Source organism: Bradyrhizobium genomosp. I (2014), assembly GCF_000261685.1.
Lineage (GTDB): Bacteria > Pseudomonadota > Alphaproteobacteria > Rhizobiales > Xanthobacteraceae > Bradyrhizobium.
The window spans coordinates 1-17,975 of sequence record NZ_AJQE01000112.1; the positions used below are offsets into that span (position 1 = coordinate 1).

The 17,975-nt window shown below is 64.3% G+C and carries 22 protein-coding genes and 1 pseudogene; 11 read left to right on the forward strand and 12 right to left on the reverse strand.

What is annotated here, in order from left to right:
* The 4 genes from IC50_RS10650 to aat form a co-directional block, all read left to right on the forward strand.
* Positions 1–670, forward strand: a 670-nt coding sequence (locus tag IC50_RS10650) for a sensor histidine kinase (protein ID WP_157460947.1), incomplete at its 5' end; no start/stop codon positions are given.
* Positions 667–1,107: a response regulator gene (locus IC50_RS10655; protein ID WP_035703796.1), complete on the forward strand. Its 441-nt coding sequence runs from the start codon at positions 667–669 to the stop codon at positions 1,105–1,107. The genes IC50_RS10650 and IC50_RS10655, both read left to right, overlap by 4 nt.
* Complete coding sequence (locus IC50_RS10660; protein WP_035703798.1) at positions 1,104–2,207, forward strand: sensor histidine kinase; 1,104 nt, start codon at positions 1,104–1,106, stop codon at positions 2,205–2,207. The genes IC50_RS10655 and IC50_RS10660 overlap by 4 nt, the downstream gene beginning before the upstream one ends.
* 61 nt (positions 2,208–2,268) lie before the next feature.
* Positions 2,269–2,949, forward strand: a complete 681-nt coding sequence (gene aat, locus IC50_RS10665; protein WP_035703800.1) for a leucyl/phenylalanyl-tRNA--protein transferase — start codon at positions 2,269–2,271, stop codon at positions 2,947–2,949.
* 12 nt (positions 2,950–2,961) lie between these two features.
* Here the strand turns inward: aat and IC50_RS10670 are convergent, their stop codons facing one another.
* Positions 2,962–3,996, reverse strand: coding sequence for a DUF2155 domain-containing protein (locus IC50_RS10670; RefSeq protein WP_035703801.1), 1,035 nt, complete (start codon positions 3,994–3,996; stop codon positions 2,962–2,964).
* Positions 3,997–4,355: 359 nt separating this feature from the next.
* Here IC50_RS10670 and IC50_RS10675 point away from each other — a divergent pair, with 359 nt between their 5' ends.
* On the forward strand, positions 4,356–4,646 hold the full coding sequence (locus IC50_RS10675) for a hypothetical protein (RefSeq protein WP_035703802.1): 291 nt from the start codon (positions 4,356–4,358) through the stop codon (positions 4,644–4,646).
* On the opposite strand, the gene IC50_RS10680 is transcribed toward IC50_RS10675, so the two are convergent.
* The 5 genes from IC50_RS10680 to IC50_RS10700 form a co-directional block, all read right to left on the reverse strand.
* Entirely contained in the window at positions 4,643–5,239 is a 597-nt protein-coding gene (locus tag IC50_RS10680; RefSeq protein WP_050990959.1) for a hypothetical protein, read from the reverse strand. The two genes, IC50_RS10675 and IC50_RS10680, sit on opposite strands and share 4 nt — an antisense overlap.
* A gap of 241 nt (positions 5,240–5,480) precedes the next feature.
* Positions 5,481–6,158 carry a TIGR02391 family protein gene (locus tag IC50_RS10685; RefSeq protein WP_035703803.1) on the reverse strand — a complete coding sequence of 226 codons (678 nt, stop codon included), beginning with the start codon at positions 6,156–6,158 and terminating at the stop codon, positions 5,481–5,483.
* The gene (locus IC50_RS10690) at positions 6,155–7,042 is read right to left on the reverse strand and encodes a TIR domain-containing protein (protein ID WP_035703804.1); all 888 of its coding nucleotides are present in this window, start codon (positions 7,040–7,042) and stop codon (positions 6,155–6,157) included. Before IC50_RS10690 ends, IC50_RS10685 begins: the two co-directional genes overlap by 4 nt.
* Position 7,043: 1 nt before the next feature.
* Positions 7,044–7,322 (reverse strand): hypothetical protein, encoded by a 279-nt coding sequence (locus IC50_RS10695; RefSeq protein ID WP_035703806.1) that lies wholly within the window; start codon positions 7,320–7,322, stop codon positions 7,044–7,046.
* Positions 7,279–7,557, reverse strand: a complete 279-nt coding sequence (locus tag IC50_RS10700) for a hypothetical protein (RefSeq protein ID WP_035703808.1) — start codon at positions 7,555–7,557, stop codon at positions 7,279–7,281. Before IC50_RS10700 ends, IC50_RS10695 begins: the two co-directional genes overlap by 44 nt.
* Before the next feature lie 433 nt (positions 7,558–7,990).
* Here IC50_RS10700 and IC50_RS10705 point away from each other — a divergent pair, with 433 nt between their 5' ends.
* The 3 genes from IC50_RS10705 to IC50_RS41235 all read left to right on the forward strand — a co-directional run bounded on the left by IC50_RS10705 (position 7,991) and on the right by IC50_RS41235 (position 10,387).
* Positions 7,991–8,938 carry an alpha/beta hydrolase gene (locus IC50_RS10705; RefSeq protein WP_035703810.1) on the forward strand — a complete coding sequence of 316 codons (948 nt, stop codon included), beginning with the start codon at positions 7,991–7,993 and terminating at the stop codon, positions 8,936–8,938.
* 13 nt (positions 8,939–8,951) lie between these two features.
* A complete protein-coding gene (locus IC50_RS10710; RefSeq protein ID WP_035703811.1) occupies positions 8,952–9,971 on the forward strand; it encodes a Na+-dependent transporter in 1,020 nt (339 codons plus the stop codon).
* Between the two features lie 197 nt (positions 9,972–10,168).
* Positions 10,169–10,387: a hypothetical protein gene (locus tag IC50_RS41235; protein WP_157460950.1), complete on the forward strand. Its 219-nt coding sequence runs from the start codon at positions 10,169–10,171 to the stop codon at positions 10,385–10,387.
* A gap of 69 nt (positions 10,388–10,456) precedes the next feature.
* Here IC50_RS41235 and IC50_RS43040 read toward each other — a convergent pair whose 3' ends face one another.
* Complete coding sequence (locus IC50_RS43040) at positions 10,457–10,828, reverse strand: hypothetical protein (protein ID WP_035703813.1); 372 nt, start codon at positions 10,826–10,828, stop codon at positions 10,457–10,459.
* A 17-nt stretch (positions 10,829–10,845) separates the two neighbouring features.
* Here IC50_RS43040 and IC50_RS10720 point away from each other — a divergent pair, with 17 nt between their 5' ends.
* The gene (locus IC50_RS10720) at positions 10,846–11,094 is read left to right on the forward strand and encodes a hypothetical protein (protein ID WP_035703814.1); all 249 of its coding nucleotides are present in this window, start codon (positions 10,846–10,848) and stop codon (positions 11,092–11,094) included.
* A gap of 232 nt (positions 11,095–11,326) precedes the next feature.
* Here IC50_RS10720 and IC50_RS10725 read toward each other — a convergent pair whose 3' ends face one another.
* The 4 genes from IC50_RS10725 to IC50_RS10740 form a co-directional block, all read right to left on the reverse strand.
* Positions 11,327–12,217, reverse strand: a complete 891-nt coding sequence (locus IC50_RS10725) for a LysR family transcriptional regulator (RefSeq protein ID WP_035703829.1) — start codon at positions 12,215–12,217, stop codon at positions 11,327–11,329.
* Positions 12,218–12,219: 2 nt separating this feature from the next.
* Entirely contained in the window at positions 12,220–13,278 is a 1,059-nt protein-coding gene (locus IC50_RS10730; RefSeq protein WP_081492409.1) for a YeiH family protein, read from the reverse strand.
* 66 nt (positions 13,279–13,344) lie between these two features.
* Positions 13,345–14,388, reverse strand: coding sequence for an alpha/beta hydrolase (locus IC50_RS10735; protein WP_081492410.1), 1,044 nt, complete (start codon positions 14,386–14,388; stop codon positions 13,345–13,347).
* A 258-nt stretch (positions 14,389–14,646) separates the two neighbouring features.
* Positions 14,647–15,585: a GlxA family transcriptional regulator gene (locus IC50_RS10740; protein ID WP_035703816.1), complete on the reverse strand. Its 939-nt coding sequence runs from the start codon at positions 15,583–15,585 to the stop codon at positions 14,647–14,649.
* Between the two features lie 95 nt (positions 15,586–15,680).
* Between IC50_RS10740 and IC50_RS10745 the strand changes: the two genes are divergently transcribed.
* Positions 15,681–16,412 carry a DJ-1/PfpI family protein gene (locus tag IC50_RS10745; RefSeq protein WP_050990961.1) on the forward strand — a complete coding sequence of 244 codons (732 nt, stop codon included), beginning with the start codon at positions 15,681–15,683 and terminating at the stop codon, positions 16,410–16,412.
* A 454-nt stretch (positions 16,413–16,866) separates the two neighbouring features.
* On the opposite strand, the gene IC50_RS10750 is transcribed toward IC50_RS10745, so the two are convergent.
* Positions 16,867–17,274 carry an NADH:ubiquinone oxidoreductase subunit NDUFA12 gene (locus IC50_RS10750; protein WP_035703818.1) on the reverse strand — a complete coding sequence of 136 codons (408 nt, stop codon included), beginning with the start codon at positions 17,272–17,274 and terminating at the stop codon, positions 16,867–16,869.
* Positions 17,275–17,519: 245 nt separating this feature from the next.
* On the opposite strand from IC50_RS10750, the pseudogene IC50_RS10755 reads away from it, so the two are divergent.
* Positions 17,520–17,975, forward strand: a pseudogene (locus IC50_RS10755) (BA14K family protein); the annotation flags it as partial.

The following is a 17,975-nucleotide window of genomic DNA, read 5'->3' on the forward strand; positions in this document are numbered from 1 at the left end:
CGCACGCGTCCCTGCGGAGGACGCGACGCTGGCCCCGGCCGGGCCGGGCGAGATCGTGCTCGAGGGCGCCGACAAGCAGCTCTCGGAGGATTTTTCCGAAGCGCTCGCCTTTATAAAGACGTCGATCGCCAAGATGGACCGGCTGATCTCGGCCATCCTCAATCTCACGCGCGAGGGCCGGCGCGAATTCCAGCCGGTGAAGATCGACACCCGAGAGCTGATCGAGGCCATCGTCTCGACGCTGGCGCACCAGGCGGCCGAGGCACAGGCCGAGATCCACCTCGAGCCCCTGCCGAACGTCGTGAGCGACCGTCTCGCATTCGAGCAGATCTTCTCCAATCTGATCGACAACGCGATCAAATATCTCAAGCCCGGCTTGCCCGGCGAGATCAGAATCCGCGGGCGGACCAAGCTCGGCTACGCTATCTTCGAGATCAGCGACAATGGCCGCGGAATCGATCCGAAGGACCACCAGCGGATATTCGACCTGTTCCGCCGCGCGGGAACCCAGGACAAGCCCGGCCAGGGCATCGGTCTTGCGCATGTGCGTGCACTTGTGCGTCGCCTCGGCGGCACCATGTCGGTATCATCGGAACTGAACGCTGGCAGCACCTTCACGATCACGCTGCCGATCGCCTGGAACGTGAGCAACCGGAACGCAGATCGATGACCCAGCCTGTCACCATCATCATGATCGAGGACGATGAGGGCCACGCCCGCCTGATCGAGCGCAACATCCGCCGCTCGGGCGTCAACAACGAGATCGTCTCGTTTGCCAACGGCACCGACGCGATGAAGCACCTGTTCGGCGCCGACGGCTCGGGGCTCGTGCAGAAGGGCAATGCGCTCCTGATCCTGCTCGACCTCAACCTCCCCGACATGACCGGGATCGACATCCTGAAGCAGATCAAGGAGAACAAATATCTGAAGGCCTCGCCCGTCGTGGTGCTGACCACCACCGACGATTCCCAGGAAATCAAGCGTTGCTACGAGCTCGGCTGCAACGTCTACATCACCAAGCCCGTCAACTACGAGAATTTCGCCAATGCCATCCGGCAGCTCGGCCTGTTCTTCTCGGTCATCCAGGTCCCGCCCGCCGCCACATGAACCAGCGCACGCCGACCCTGCTCTACATCGACGACGACGACGCGCTGGCGCGCCTGGTCGATCGCGGCCTGACACGGCGCGGCTACAGGGTCGTTCATGCCGCGAGCGGCGAGCAAGGTCTCGAGCGCATCCGCTGCGCGGCCGCCGAAGGCGGCATCGATGTCGTGGCACTCGATCAGTACATGCCGGGCCTCGACGGGCTGGAGACGCTCGAGCAGATCATGGCGATCCCGGACGCGCCGCCGGTCGTGTTCGTCACCGCGTCGCAGGATTCCAGCATCGCGGTGACCGCGCTGAAGGCGGGGGCGGCCGACTATCTGGTGAAGGACGTCCAGGGCGACTTCATCCCGCTCCTCCACGTCGCCGCCGAAGGCGCATTGCGCCAGGCCGCGTTGCAGAGGGCACGCGAGGAAGCCGAAGCCGAAATCCACGCCTCGCGCGATCGCTACGCGGCGCTCGCCGCCGAACGCGAGCTCCTGCTGCGCGAGGTCAACCACCGCGTCGGCAATTCGCTCCAGATCATCGCCTCGCTGCTGCACCTTCAGGCCAGCTCCGCCGCGCAGGATGAGGTCAAGGCGGCGCTGACCAATGCAATGGGCCGCGTCGCCGCGGTCGCGCAGGTGCACCGCCGCCTCTACACCTCGCAGGACCTGAAAAGCGTGGTCCTGAACCAGTATCTGGACTCGCTGCTCGAGGATCTCCGCCGCTCGGCCGAAGGCAACCGGATGTCGCGCCTGACGCTGAAGGCCGAGCCGATCGAGATCGATCCGGACCGTGCGGTCGCCGTCGGCATCATCGTCAACGAGCTGGTGATGAACGCGGTGAAATACGCCTATCCCGACGGCGCCGGCCCGATCCATGTCGAGCTGGTCTCGCAGGGCGACGATCTCCTGCTCTCGATCACCGACGATGGCGTCGGCGACAACGTCAAGGCCGATCCGCGCTCCACCGGCATGGGCCAGCGCATCGTCGCGGCCATGGCCTCCAAGCTCGACGCCTCGGTCGAGCGCGATCCCGCGCATTCCGGAACCCGGATCGTGCTCAGGTTCGGCCGCATGCCCGCAGCCCCCGGCAAGACCAGCACCGCCGCGGCGAGCTGACCTCGCGCCCGGTTGCGCCACCCATCGCAACCGCATTGCGATCCTGCTATGATGGCAAACGATGACTTCGCGCGACTCCGCCCCGTCTGAAATCACGCCGGCCGTGCTGCTGCGCGCCTATGCCTGCGGCATCTTCCCGATGGCGGAAAGCGCCGACGATCCGACCCTGTTCTGGGTCGAGCCGGAGTTGCGCGGCGTCATCCCGCTCGATGGATTTCGCGTCGCCTCGCGGCTCGCGCGCACCGTGCGTTCGGATCTGTTTCGCGTGACCGTCAACACCGCGTTCAAGGCCACGATCGCCGGCTGCGCCGCGCCGCAGGCCGGACGCGAGGACACTTGGATCAACAAGCGCATCCGCGACCTCTATGGCGGCCTCTTCGAGCTCGGCCATTGCCACAGCGTCGAAGCCTGGCAGGGGGACGAGCTAGTCGGCGGGCTGTACGGCGTGAGCCTCGGACGGGCCTTCTTCGGCGAGAGCATGTTCCACACCGCACGCGATGCCTCGAAGGTCGCACTGGTGCATCTGGTCGCGCGGCTGATTTATGGTGGCTTCGAGCTGCTCGACACCCAATACGTCACCGAGCATTTGAAGAGCTTCGGCGCGGTCGAGATTTCGCGGCGGCGCTATACGGCGCTGCTCGACCAGGCGCTGGCCGGCGATCCCGGAGATTTCCTGAGGCTCTCCGCCGGCGAAGCAATCCCCGGCGCGCGCGCGCTCGAGATCATCGCCTCCCGGCAGTAATCGCTAGCGGGCTTAGCGACCGAACCCTGGAATACCGAACAGACCTGGCCGCTGCTCCGGTGGGGGAGGAGGCGGCGGAGCCGGTTGCTGCTGCTGGATCGGCGGCAAAGGCTGCGGCGGACGCTGCTGCACCTGCTTCGGCGCGGCCTTCTTCTGCGCAGGCGGCGGAGGTGCGGGCTTGGTCGCAGGATCCGGTGCCGCGGTTGCAATGGTCTGCTGCGGCTCTTTGCAGTCGGTCAGCCAGATGTCGTAGATCGGGTGCTCGACGCCGTGCAGGCCCGGGCTTGCCGCATACATCCAGCCCGAGAAGATACGCTTCACCTCGCCCTGCAAGGTGATCTCGTCGACCTCGACGAAGGCGTCGGTATTGGCCGCCTCGGTCGCCGGTCGCGTGTAGCAGGCGTCAGTCTTGACCCTGAGCGCGCCGAACTGGACGGTCTCGCCGATCTCCTCGTCGAAATTGATGATGCGCCCGGTGATCTTGTCGAGTCCGGAGAAGGTCGCCTTCTTGTTCACGATCTTCTGGGCCGGCGGCTCGGTCACGACCTCGTCGCCCGGCTGGAGGCTCGCCGGCGTCTGCGGAACCGTGCCCGGCGCGCCCTTCTGCTGCGGCTGGCGTTGACCGGGCCCACCTGGAGCGCCTTGCGGACCGGTCGGAGCGATCGCGGCGGACGGCAGCTGGTTTGGCGGCGCCACGGTGGAGCCCGGCGGCGGCGCCAGCGGCTGGCTCTCGACCGGCCCCGGCATCACATTACCTTGGCGGCCCGGAGGCGGCAGCATCGGGCGCGACGGCAGCACGCGACCCTGCGGCGGCAGCTCCGGCACCTCTTCGTCGTCTTCCGGAATTTGCTGCGGCTGCGGCTGGCCGCGCGGAATATTGCCGGGCGGCCGCAGTGGCGGCGGATCGGAAAAGATCGTGCCGATCTGCGCCTGAGCCGGCGTCGCGACCGTGAGTGCGGTGGCGGCTAGAAGCGCCGCAAGGCCTGTCAGGGTGGAGGTTCGAAACATCTCGCGCGGCTTCAACGGCGAATCGGGCTTGTTGGACATTCTACAGGGGATACCGCCGCTCGCAGGCCCTCCGGTTAACACGGCGAATACGGCGGGAGTGCGACGGAAGCGATTTCTTCAATAAAATCAATGATTTTTGCGCTGAATGTTCTCATTCCGTTCACCTGTTTTCACCTCTTTCTGGTACGAAGCTGGTACGGAAACACGCGCAACCCGCACGACTTGTCCCGCTCACCTCGACTCATAAGGTCATTGGTGAAGGGTACTACTGGCCGCAAGGAACCACTCACTTCAAAACAGGCCATACAATTTTTCCGCGAATGGTAAGGTTCCCTGACTTAAAAGTTGATCTAAGTTAACCATCTCTGGACTCTCCCGAGAACCTTGGAGAACGGGGAATGTCTAGGATTACTGAAGCAGAAATTGCCGACATCGTCGTTGCCTACCTCAACGAAAAGACTAGCGGTCAGGCGAGCATCAAAGAACTCGTCAACGAAATCCCGAACAGGGTGAAGCTGTCGGCGGAGGATTTGGCGCCCTCGCCTACGCGGCAGAACGAAGCGATCTGGGAACAGCAGGTGCGCAACATCACCTCGCATAAGAAGTCGCCCGGCAACGCGATCTACGAAGGTAAATTGATCGCAATTTCGGGAGGGCTAGCCCTCCCGGGTAGTGAGGTCGCAGCCTAAAGAGACTTTGTTTTATAGCCGGGCCTGAACCATCTCAATTCGGTTTGGCCCGGCGCATCCTTATCCCAAACGAACCAGGCGTAAGCAGTTGTCCCGCTGCCTTTCGGTTCGACACCGCTCGGATAGAAAGTGATGCGCTCGCTGAAAACCCAGACACGGGCGGGTGGTATCTTTGCAAAGATCGTGTTCGCTCGGTTCGCACCTTCTAGGAAGGCCAGCCGCAACAGGAGCGCGAACTTGCGCTTTGAATGTTTGACACCGCTCGCGACGAAGCCTTCGGCGCAGTTATAGGGTGGATTGGTTACGATGTTGTCCGCTGACCACTTCGGTTCGAGGAAGTCGAAGCCGACTTCCCCATAGCCGCGATCATATAAGTCAGAACTGCGAACGGGTTGCCCGGTATGCTCTAACACCCGTGACATCGTCCCATCACCGCACGCGCTCTCCCAGATCTCTCCGGTGAATTTCTCATTGTCGATCAGAGCGAACGTTGCCCACGGTGGAGTGGGGAAAAAATCAGGTCCGCTAAGATCAGCGAACCTTTTTATTGTCGGCTTGAAGCCGCCGTTCAAATTATAAGTTGGATCTGCCATTCGAATCTCCTCGAACGGGAGAGTAACAGAATCATTGATTCCGCAGGGGTTTTTCGTGAGTCAAAACGACCCCCCTGCTTTTTCCTCCCGGAAGCAAAGTGGGCTTCCATCGCCGACCTAACGGGCGTTTCAGTGGCATCGCGGGCGCGAGGTTATCCGAACCGGATTTCGCAATAGAGCAATGACCTCACTAGAGTTTGTTGCGTACCGTATCCGGAAGCGGATCGCAGCGCTCTATTCGTCAGATCCGGTCGACGATCCGCAGAAGCTGGTTCGCGAAGCTGATCATGTCGACGACCTCGCGCGCGTCATCGAAGTCGATCTCGTGGTGCGACGATGGATTCTTGCAAAACGAGATCGCGCCGGCAAACATCTCTCGCGCGGCCTTCCGCCCCTCGTTGTCGCCGGCCATCAACGGTCCGGTCTCGCCGAACGCCTTCAGCATCAAGCCGCGACCGTAGTCGGTCTTGAACCCTGACTTCTTCCGCACGCGGGTTTCGACCTCCTTAAAGGCGCGGAAGACGGCGGTGTCATAGTCGCCTCGAGCGAACAGCGGCTTCACCCACTTCTGCAGGGCCGGATCGAAGTAGTCGGGAAACAGATGCGCCTTGCGCCACGCGTCGAGATCGTCGGCCTGGGCCACGGACTCGCCCTCGCGCGTGACGAAGTGGTTCTGGCCGTACATGTCGTTCGGCGCCAGCGCGAGGAATCCCTGCCGTACCAGCCAGCCCCAGCCTTCCATGAATCTAAACGCCAGCGGCCCACCGGGGACCATCTGCAGAAAGTTAAAGCGGTTGGTCTCTGCGCGCGCCTTAGTCATGTAGCGCAGCAGGTGCATGCCGACGTCCTCGGCCGACATCCGCAGCAAATCCGCCTCGGGCGGGAAGTTCCGCATGAACTGCTCGACGCGTTCGTTCATCGCTTCGTCTGCTTCTTCGCGTGCGCCTTCTTCTTCACCGGCTTCGGCTCGGTCGGCTCGAACTTGCCGACGTGCATCCAGTCGTTGCCGATGCGATTCACAGCTGGACAGATGCGGGCCAGACGGTTGGCGAAGCTGTTGCGCGAGGCCTCGTCGTTGGTAAGGCGAACCATGTGCCGGCCGCCGATATCGGAGAACGACTTCACCCGGCCGACCTGCACCATGACGGTCTTCTTCGGATGCGCTCCGAGTGCGAGGCCGGCCTCGAACAGCACATTTGGCCGGGCCTGTCCTTGGGGCTTGCCTTCGCTCGCACGCTCGCCAGACTTGACGAACTGCTCCTTGAGCTGCGCGAGATCGTCCGGCGTGAACAGAACGACGATCGCTTCGGCCTTCGCCATGACGATGTCGAGCACGTCGCCGACGTAGGGATTGCCCTGACGCGCCTCGTCGATCGCGTGGTCCCATTCTAGTGGGTGCAGGTTCAGCGCGCGCAGGAAGTCGAACATCGACTGCCGCAGCGCGCCGTCCCGACCGTGGACGACGAACACGGTGTTGCCCTTTGTGCGCTTCTTCGCGGCCTTGGCCTTCTTGGCCGGCCGGCGCCGCATCGACGCGTGCTCGACGATCTCGATGCCCTCGAACGCAGCTGGCTCGGTCCGGCGGCCGCCGTTCCCACCAAGGTAGCTGCGGACTTCGGCGCGTTCGTCGGCACTGGCGTACTTAGTGACGTTCAGGCCTTCTCGCATGCCGAGCAGCAGCGCCGCCATCGGTCGCTCGAGGCCGGTCTCATTCACGACGCGCTGGATGTGCGGATAGACGGCCCTATCGGAGATCCCGAAATGGCCGGCAAGACGTGCGATCAGATCCTGATTGATTGGCAACTCAGGCCGCCCTCTTCTTACGAGGCTTGCGGCCGTTCTTCTTCTTTGCCCGGAATCGGGCGAGCCTGACATAGCCGGCGGTGACGCCGATCAATGCGGCGATCTCCTTGTCGGAGAATCCGACATTGCCGAGCTTCACAGCCGCCTCGTCGGCCTCCATGTCCTTCACGACGTAGAGACCTAGCAGCGCGGCGATCCGGTCGAGTGCCGGCGTACCCTGCTTTTGGCTACCCTCCTCAGCGGCGGCGGGCGCGCGCTTTCTTTTTGCCTTTTTTGCCACCCTTCTTCGCCTTCGATTTGTTATAGCGAGCCACGCGCACAGACTCGGCGGTGGACCCCGCAGCTTCGGCGGCATCGGCCTGGGGTAGACCGAGCCCCTCCAGGAACTTCACCTTGTCGAGCACTTCCCGGTACTTGTCCGGTTCGCGGTCCGTTGCTCGCTCCAGCGCCAACCTAGCCAACGATCGACCGATCACAGCCAGCCATGGCGCGAATTCAGAGTTTTCGTCTGCCATGCGGCTACCTGCGGTTGGCACGAATCGCACAGGAAAGGTGGCAAACGCGGTTCCGGGTGTCCAGAGCTCCACGTCCCCAAGTTGAGATTCGCCTGTTAGGCCTACCGATCTAACGTGCCAAAAGCAGCGGCGTAAAGGACGGACTAGCTGGCGCTTCGCATTCGATCACATCGGTTTACGTCTCGTTCCACGCCGTCCAGAATTTCTGGCACGAAGCTGGTACAGAAAAAACTCAACTGATTGATGTTGTTAAGTGATTCTACTGCCCACCCGTTACGGCGGGGGAAGGGCGGCATCCCTGCCCTTCCCGGCGCGGTCTGGCCAGGCCAGCTCCCGGATGGGATAGTCATGAGCCCTCCCCGGGGCCGCAGGCGGGCGCCCGCCCCGAAAATGACATCCAACGATAACCGGAAATCCCAAGGTCCCCCTTTTCATGCCCGTTGTGCTCGATCCCGATGCCGCCGCCGTCTACAAGGCCTTCCAGGAGGCCGGCCGCCCCGCCTACGAGACGCTGACCGCGGACGAAGCACGCGCCTATTATTCGCAGGCGCGCTTTGCCACCAATCCCGAACCGCCGGAGCTGGCGCGCGTCGCGCCACTGGCAATCCCGGCGCCACACGGCACGATCCCTGCCCGCCTCTACGTTCCGAACCAGCTGCGCCGGCACGACGGCCTGTCGCCGGCCCTGGTATTCTTCCATGGCGGCGGCTGGGTGATCGGCGATCTCGACTCCCACGACGTCGTCTGCCGCCAGCTCGCGGCCCAAGGTGCACTGATCGTGATCTCGGTCGACTACCGCCTCGCGCCCGAGCACAAGTTTCCCGCCGCCGCCGATGACGCGATCGCCGCGACCAGATGGGTCGCCGCAAATGCGCGCCAGCTCGGCATCGACGCCTCGCGCCTTGCGATCGGCGGCGACAGCGCCGGCGGCAATCTCGCCGCGGTCGCGGCGCTTGCAGCCCGGGACGGCAACGGCCCCGCGATCGCGGGCCAGGTGTTGATCTATCCGGCAACCGATTTCGCCATGACGCACGGCTCCCACAGCGAACCCGAGACCAGCGTGCTGCTGACGCATTCGGTGATCCGCTGGTTCCGCGACCATTATCTCAATGGCGCTGCCGACATCCACGACTGGCGCGCCTCGCCGGCGCGCGCGCAAAACCTGGCCGGCCTGCCGCCGGCCTATGTGCTGACCGCCGGCGCCGATCCGCTGCGCGACGAAGGCGACGAATATGCCGAGCGCCTGAGCCAGGCCGGCGTGCCCGTGACTTACAGGCACTATCCCGGCCAGTTCCACGGCTTCTTCACGATGGGCAAGCTGTTGCGACAGGCCAACGTCGCCGTGAGCGAGATCGGCGTTTGGTTGAAGGGATTGGGCTGACCCACCGTCCCGCATGCCGTCCATTCTTCATACCATCTTCGCACTCCCCCTGCGCGGGCTGACCTGGCTCGGCGGCCAAGGCACCCGCGCGGTGGCGGCCGTCGCCTTCATCGCCGTCGCGGTGCCGCCGCTCGGCGCCCTCCTGCGCCCTTACGTCACCGAGGCGATTTTCCTTCTGCTCTGCATCTCCTTCATACGCGTCGATCTCATGGCACTGTATGGTCATTTGCGCCGGCCGGCGCTGGTCGCGGCCGCCACGGCCTGGACCACGATCGGTGTGCCGCTGATCGTCGGATTGATCGCCCATGCAACGGGGCTGACGAGCCACTCGCCCGGCCTCGCTCTCGCGCTGATGCTCCAGGGCATGGCCTCGCCGATGATGGCCTCGCCGGCCCTCGCTGCGCTGATGGGGCTCGATGCCACGCTGGTGCTGGTCACGCTGGTGACCTCGACCGCGCTCGTTCCCTTTACCGCTTCGCTGTTCGCGGGCCTCTTTCTCGGCGACATGCTCAGCATCTCGCCGCCGACGCTCGGCCTGAAACTGCTCGGCATCCTCGCCGCATCGCTGCTGGCCGCGACCGTCATCCGCTGGATCTTCGGCGCGAAGGCGATCCAGCGTCAGAAGCGGCCGATCGACGGCTTCAACATCATCATCCTGCTCGTGTTCGCATCGGCAGTCATGGGAGATGTCGCGAGCGACCTGATGAGCCAGCCGATGTTCACCATCGGCCTCGCGCTGCTGTCCTTCGCGATCTATTTCACACTGCTCGCGATCACCACGCTGCTGTTCCGCCGCATCGGCACCGAGCGCGCGCTGGCGCTCGGGCTGATGGTGTCACAGCGCAATCTCGGCCTGATGCTGGCGGCCACGGCCGGCGCATTGCCGCCCGCCACATGGCTCTATTTCGCGATGACGCAGTTCCCGATTCATCTTGCGCCGTACATGCTGATGCCGATCGCGCGGCGCTTGACAGCGCGCTCAGATACATCGAGCGCGGCGGCGGCAAATGGCACGACTAAACAGTCCTCATAATCCTGAAATGTCTGCGTCGAGCGCGATCGGAGGGGCGGTCCCACGAATCGTGGCGTGAACCCGTAGAAGGTCTAGGTGCGACATCTAGATACAATGCCGTTCAGCTTATGTTATTGCGTTAATTTTAAATGGAATATAAAATGATTTAATACTTTTAATTTAGTGCGCTCGGCGGAGCACAACCTGGGAGAGCAGCCATGAAGATCAATTGGGGTATTCTTTCCGCCGCGGCATTTGCGTTGACTCTGGCGATGACGACCGTGCCACCTGCCGCGGCTTGCAACGGCAAGGGCAATTGCTCCAACGCGCCCGGCCATACGAGGGGAGCCCCCGGACCGATTGCGGGTGCCGGCCTTCCCATTCTCGCGATTGGATACGGCGTGTACTGGCTGGTGAGACGGCGGCGGACCCGCTAGTCTAGGCGAACGGTTCAGCGGTGCTTGGTTTGGAAGAACGTCTTGGTCTCATCCATTCAGCACCACTTGTCAGCGGCGCCGAGCATCACCGGTCGCCTCCTTTGACCTTGGCAAGATAGTCGACGATCGCGGGCACGTCGGTATCACCGCCCAGTGCCAGCGCACATAGAACCGGTCGTTGGGGGTGAACACGCCGCGGTCGAACACCTCCATCGGGGTCTCAAGCAGCGGCGGTCGCGTGCGCTGCAGGATCATGCTCCCCTTTTGCGGAAAGTCATGCGTGATCGGCCGATCACGCGGTTCGCCGGCGATCGGCAGCCGGATCGATTGATCGGCGCGGACCGATGAGCCGGCGGGCGTGAGGCCGGCAACCCCGAGGGCTTGAAGCATGGCGCGGCGGGACCATGCTGGAGAGCGTGCATGGTCGAGATATTGGGACATCGAAGACTCCTGTTCGAATGGATTTGCTGAATCAGTCCCGCGGCTCATCCGAGGAGCAAGTCCGCGAGCGGATCTTCGACCTGCCGGTGAGGTTGCGCCTGCCGGACGCTCGGAAGATGCCTGCCGATCTGGCGGACTCCTCGTTCCGAGTGAATGGCGATTTTGGGATCCGGCGCGTGCACCGGGCTGCCGGCAAACGCGGGCGGCGCACCAAGCGCGGACGCGGCAGCGACGAACAGGGCGATCGCAAGGAAAGCGCGACGTGAATGGGTCATTGTCGTTCTCCATCTCTGTATTTTCGGCACGCAATGCTCGAAGTGCCTGCGTGTGTCCAAGGAGGTAGACCTCGGCGCATCGGCAATCCAACGAGATGATCAGATCGTTCTGATCGTCGACCGCGATCGAATTCCCCAGCCGCTCGCACGCGCGCGACGGCGCACTTGTCGGCGAGACGTGGGTTCGATCGGTGTGGAATACGCGCTACGGGCGGGGCCCCGCCTATGGCGCGGCGCCGGCGGCGATGCTGGACATCAGGGCGGCTTCAGCCTTGCTGATGTGCCGCTCCTTGTGACGGAGCGCGTAGAACGAACGCTTCGCCAATTCGTCCTCGAGCTGAACGAGCTGTTTTGCCGTTATCGCCTTTTCGACCACGAGATCGGAGATGGCTGCAGCGCAGCGGCCCGCTTCGATCGCGGTTCGGATCGCCTCGTTCGAGGCCAATTCGAGCTGAACCGTCAGATCGGCGAGGCGCACCCCGCGCTTCTTCAGCGCGCGTTCGAACATGGCCCGCGTTCCGGAGCCCGGCTCGCGAAGGATCCACGATGTCCTGGTCATCCAGTCGGAGGGCAGTTTTTTTTGGCTCGCCAGAGGGTGCCGCGCACCCACCACGGCGACCAGCGCATCGCCGTCGACCCGGCGGGCGGACAATGCGGCGTCGTCAATGTCGCCCTCGACAAAGCCGACATCCGCCATGCCGTCGCGAACGTCGGTTGCGACCTGCTCGCTGTTGGCGATCCTGACGTGGATTTCGATGCCGGGATGAACGGCCTGAAACGCCAGCAATCTCATCGGAAGCCAGTAGCTCCCGACCGTCTGGCTTGCCGCGATCACCAATCGTCCGGCCTTGAGGCCGGCAAAATCGCGCAGGACCTGCTCCGCGGCGTGCGCGCGCGCCAGCACCGCTCGCGCTTCCCCGAGAAACGTCCGGCCCATATGCGTGAGGACGATACCGCGTCCCACCCGATCGAACAGCTTGACCCCGTAGCGTCCTTCGAGCGCGGCGATTGCCGCGCTCGTGGCCGATTGTGTCAGATTCAATTCCTGGGCGGCCTGGGTGACGTGCTGCTTGTCGGCGACAGCGGCGAATATCCGGAGCTGTTCGAGCGTCATGGTCATCCCGCGAGTTTGATGAGAATCAAGCTGAAGGCTGCGATGAAGAGGAAGGCCAGCCCGCCCAGCATAGCCGGACGCAGCCCCTCCGCGTACAATTTCGAGACGTCGGTCTCAAGGCCCATGGCCGCAAGCGCCATCGTGAGCAGGAAGGTCGAAAACGTGATCGTCGCGCTCCTGAGGCCCGCCGGAATGCACACGACGCTGTTGAGTGCGGCTATCGCGACAAAGCCGATCGCGAACCAGGGGATGGGCGGCCTTGCCGACTTGCCGCCGGCCGGCTGCGCCGAAGCCCGGGTGACGACGCTCAGGGTCAGGACGACCGGCGCGAGCAGCATGACGCGGGCAAGCTTGGCAACGGTTGCCATTTCACCCGCGCGCTGGCTGTTCTGGAAGGAGGCGGCAGCCACCTGGGCGATCTCGTGGATGGATGCGCCGCTCCAGAGGCCGTACGCGTCCGCATCGAGATGCAGAAGACGAGGCAGCATCGGATAGACGAACATCGCGATCGAGCCGAAGATCGTGACGCATGCGATCGCATATGCGACGTCCTCGTCGGACGCTTCGGTGACGCTGTTGGTCGCGACGACGGCTGACGCGCCGCAGATCGAGGTGCCCGCGGCGATCAGTTGGGTGAGCTTGCGTTCGACGCCCAGCGCACGCCCGGCTGCGAGCGTGAATCCGAACGTGGCAACGAGCGTGCCGGCGACGATGAGAATCCCCTTGGTGCCGACGGTGGCAAGCTGGGTCAGCGTGATCTGGAAGCCCAGGAGCACGATCGCGAGGCGGAGCAACCGGCGCATGCTGAAGCTGATTCCAGCGCGGGCGAGAGCTGGCGTTCCGGCGAGGTTGCGCACGGCCATTCCGATCGCGATCGCCAGGATCATGGGACTGAACGTCGCGACGGCAGGAATACTGCGCATCATGTTGGCGACCACGGCAATGGTCGCGGCCAGCGCGACGCCGGGGACGATGGCAAGGGCGGAGTCCCGATATGACAGGATGTTGTCGCGCATGGCACGCGTGGTGGGGTATGGGCGGGAATTCTGAACAATGGTCATTGGCGTGTCTCTGGGGAGCTGCGAGGGATGCGACGGCGAAAAGCCGCCGCATCTCTCATCGATCGGTCAATCGGTCGCGGCCGCGAGATGCCGACGCAGACCCTGGTTCACTTGTTCGATCGCAGCCTCGGTGGAGGGCACGTGACGCAGTGCGTTGAGCAGCACGAAATCGTGGATCGTGCCGTTGTAGCGGACCGCGTCCACGCTGACCCCGGCCTCCTTCAGCTTCCTCGCATAGGCCTCGCCCTCATCGCGCAGCGGATCGTTCTCCGCGGTGATGACGAGCGCAGGCGGCAGTCCCTTCAATTCCTCGCTGCTGGCGCGCAGCGGCGATACGTAGGGATTGTCCCGGGTCGTCGCGGCGGGCGCATAGAGATCCCAGCCGTACTTCATGAAGGCGCGGGCGAGGAAACGGCCGGCTCCGTATTCGTGATATGACGCCGTATCGACGCTGGCGTCCGTCGCAGGGATGAGCAGCGCCTGATAGCTGATCTGCGGTCCCTTGCGGTCCTTGGCCATGAGGGCCAGTGCCGCACCCATGTTGCCGCCAACGGAGTTGCCTGCAATCGCAATACGATGGCCGTTGGCACCGAATTCCTCGGCATGCACCGCGATCCACTTGAGCACGGCATAGCATTCTTCGAGTTGCGTCGGATACTTCGCTTCCGGCAACGGTGTGTATTCCACGAACACGCCGATCTGCCCCGAGCCCACGACCAGGTCCCGCAACAGCCGCTGATGGTTCTGGAAGTTGCCGACGATCCAGACACCGCCATGGATGAACAGCACGACGCCAGGTCTGCCGGTCAGATGTTCGGGCTTCATGACGTAGAGCCTGACGGTGCGCCCGTCCTGCTCGATCGTCCGCTCGGTCGTGGTGACGCCGGACATGTCCACGGCCGTTCGAGACTGCAGCGATGTCAGTACGTCTTGCGGCTCGGGTTGGGGCAGCTCCCAGAATGGCGTGCTGTCCTTGTTGATCTCGGCGAGAAATGCACGAATCCCGGGATCGAGGCGCGGGTCGTCGGAGGGAGCCGGAGCAGCCGTTGCGGCCTGGTTGATCTGGCTCGCTTCCGTGATCGGGGCTGCAAACGTTGTGGTGCGGTTCATGAGATTGATCCAATGCTGGTTGGAGTGACTCACTGAGTGGGTCTCAGCCCAGCTGAGGATCGGAGAATCCGATAAATTGATCCAACGAATTGTTCGAGTTCAATCAATCGATAAAATCGATTTGTTTCAGTCCGACTGCAGCAGGCGGCTGGCCAGCCGATTCCGAAACGGGATGTCGCGCGCGAACTAACATTTGTGCGATCGGACTGATCCCACCGAACTCATCGAGGCCATTCGCGAAGGAGGTCCGTAGAGCACCTACCCGGCCCGCGCCGCGCGCCGCAGTGCCTGCGGCGGCTGGCCGAAGGCGCGGATGAAGGCGCGCCGCATTCGCTCGGGATCGCGGAAGCCGGTCGTTTCCGCAACGAGCTCGATCGCCTCGCGCGAGGACTGCACGCGCTCGCGCGCGACTTCGAGACGCAGGCGCTCGATCGCCTTGGATGGCGTCGTGCCGGTCTCGGCGGCAAAGGCACGGGCAAAATGCCGTGCGCTCATGCCGGCGCGATCGGCGAGATCTTCCACCGTCAGCGGCGCATCGAGGTTTTCGCGCGCCCAGGACAGCAGTGCGCCGAAGCGCCCGCTCGGCGTCTTCAGCTCCAGCAGCGAGGAGAATTGCGACTGGCCGCCGCTGCGGCGGTGATAGAGCACGAGCTGGCGTGCGGTCTGCTGCGCGATCTCCTCGCCGTGGTCCTCGGTGATCATCGCGAGCGCGAGATCGATGCCCGCGGAGATGCCTGCCGAGGTCCAGACATTGTCGTCCCGGGTGAAGATCTGGTCCGGCTCGAACTTCACCTTGGGAAAGCGCGCGACGAAATCGCGCGTCCGCCCCCAATGCGTGGTGGCGCGGCGGCCGTCGAGAAGTCCCGCCTCGGCCAGCACATAGGCGCCCGAACAGACGCTCGCGATCCGCACGCCGCGTTTCGCCAGACGCTGCACCAAGGCGCGCGTGACCTCGCAGCGCGCGGCATCAGCCACACCGGCGCCGCCGGCGACGACCAGCGTCGTGATGGCGTTCGACGCCTTGAAGTCGTGGGCCATCATCTCGACACCCGACGAGCTGCGCACGAGGCCCGCCTTCGCAGCCAGCACGCGAATGCCAGGCGCCTTGCCGGTGCAGCGCGCTGCGATCTCGAACGCCGAGATCGGGCCTGCCGCATCGAGCAGCTGGAAATCCGGGAAGATCAGGATGCCGATCATGGCTCGTGTCCGAAAGTGAGGGAATTACGCCATTTCGGACGGAAGGGCACCATGACATCCTGCCGGCGTCAAGCTCGTAATTGGAGGATCCGCAGATGTCGCCACCGCTCCAGATTGGCCTATTGGTGTTTCCGCGCGTCACCCAGCTCGACTTCACCGGTCCCTTGCAGGTGTTCTCGATGGTTCCCGGCGCAAAACTGCACCTGATCTGGAAGCGGATCGAACCGGTGCCGAGCGATTCCGTGATGACCCTGACGCCGACCGCGACCTTTGCAGACTGCCCTCAACTCGACGTGATCTGCGTGCCCGGGGGCGGCGGCACCAACGACCTGCTCAGCGACACGGAGGTGCTTGACTTCCTGCGCAGGCAGGCCGACGGCGCCAAATACGTCACCTCGGTCTGCACGGGATCGCTGGCGCTCGGTGCCGCCGGCCTGTTGAACGGCTACCGCGCCGCCACCCATTGGAGCGCGATGGACATGCTCGCCCAGTTCGGCGCGACGCCGACAAAGTCGCGCGTCTGCATCGATCGCAACCGCATCACCGGCGGAGGCGTCACCGCCGGCATCGATTTCGCGCTGACGCTGGTGTCGATCATGGTCGATCGCACCACGGCGGAAGCGATCCAGCTCCAGATGGAATACAATCCGGCCCCGCCGTTCAATTCGGGCTCACCCGACACCGCGTCCGCCGAGGTGCTGGCATTGCTGAGGGAGCGCGGCGCGCAGAACCAGGCGCGGCGCCTGGAAGCGGTCAAGCGCGCGGTGGAACAAGTGAACCGCTCTCGTGTCCCGGACGCGGTGCAGCGTGCAACGCTGCTCCGCTGAGCCGGGACCCAAGAAGGCTACGCAAACCGCTGCAACATGGGCTCCGCTCTGCAGCGCATCGCTGAAGGCGCCCTGCGCTGCGTCCGGGGCACGTTGATCTTCGTGCCGGTCTCCAAAAGAAAAAGGCCGCTCGGTTTCCCAAGCGGCCTTTCCTGTCTTACGGCGGCTGCACATTTCATCGGGCGATTTCGGAGCTTCCAGACCGGGGGCCTATCTCCCGGTCGAGTCCTGGTCGGCGGCCGCTGCATCTCGGGACAGTCGCGAGCTGTTGCCCGAACCGAACGCGATGGTCTCCCATCTCCGTAAGATGCGATCATTGAGCCGCATCGCCCGCGCCGGCGCAACGCCCGCGCGAGCGGCATCCCCGCTGTTCCTGTTGTCCACAGCAGCGTGCCGCGGATGCATGTGCATCCGCTTCGGACGACGGCGGCCGTCCGCGGATGGGCCGGAAAGGCTAGCCAGGCGTCCAGGGCTGGTAGTCGCCGGTCGCCTTCGGACGCCTGCCGCTGGCAAGCGTCGAGCCGGAGGGACGATACGCCCGTGCCGTGCCGGTGAGGTTCGGCTGGTGAGGCTTTTCCCACTCGCGCGGCTGATAATTGGCCTCGGTCGGCGGCACGTCGACGACGTGATGAATCCAGCCGTGCCAGGATGGCGGAATCCGGCTCGCCTCGGCATAGCCGTTATAGACCACCCAGCGCCGCTCGAAGCCGAGCGTCGGGTCGACCGCCCCGCCGCGGGTGCGATAATAGAGGTTGCCCTGCTCGTCCTGGCCGACCAGTTCCCCGTACCGCTTGGTCCAGAGCTGGGTGCCAAAAGTCTGGCCATTCCACCAGGTGAAGAATTTGAGGAAGAACTGTTTCATGCGGCGAGGGCCCTGCTTCGTCGGGTCCTGATGCCATCCGGGCGGCGAAATGTCCAGTTCGGTGGCGGGCCCGGCCCTCTCTCCGCAAATCCGGCTATCGACCAGACCCTGCCGCAAAGCGGACGCGATTCATTCATGCCCGGTACAGCGGCCGCGCGTGAGGCTCCATTCGCGCGCAAACCGGCGTGATCTCAAGGAACCCCCGCGCTTTCATAGGGTTTGCTTTCCGGGAAAGGAGTTCAACCATGAACAGTCTGAAAGTTTTGAGTGCCGCCGCGGCGGTGGCCCTGGTTCTTCCCTTTGCGACGCCGAGTTTTGCCCAGGGTCGTCCCACATTGGGCGGAGGCGGTGGCGCCCATATCGGCGGCGGCGGTGGCGGTGCCGGCGCGCGCATGGGTGGCGGCGGCGCTGCGTTCCATGGCGGTGGCGGCGCTGCGTTCCGCGGCGGTGGCGGCAATTTCGGGGCTGGTGCCGCGATGCGTCCGAGCGGAGGCAGTTTCGCGGCCCGCACTGCGATGCGTCCGAGCGGCGGCAGCTTCGTAGCCGGCGCGATGCCCCGTCAGTCCCTCTCGCCCTCCTTCAGCGGCACCCGTGGCGTCGCAACCGCAGGCAACTGGCGCGGTGGAAGCAACTGGAGCGGCCACCACTGGCATCATCGTCGCGGCGGCTTCTGGCCGGGCTTCGCGGCTGGCGCCGCAATC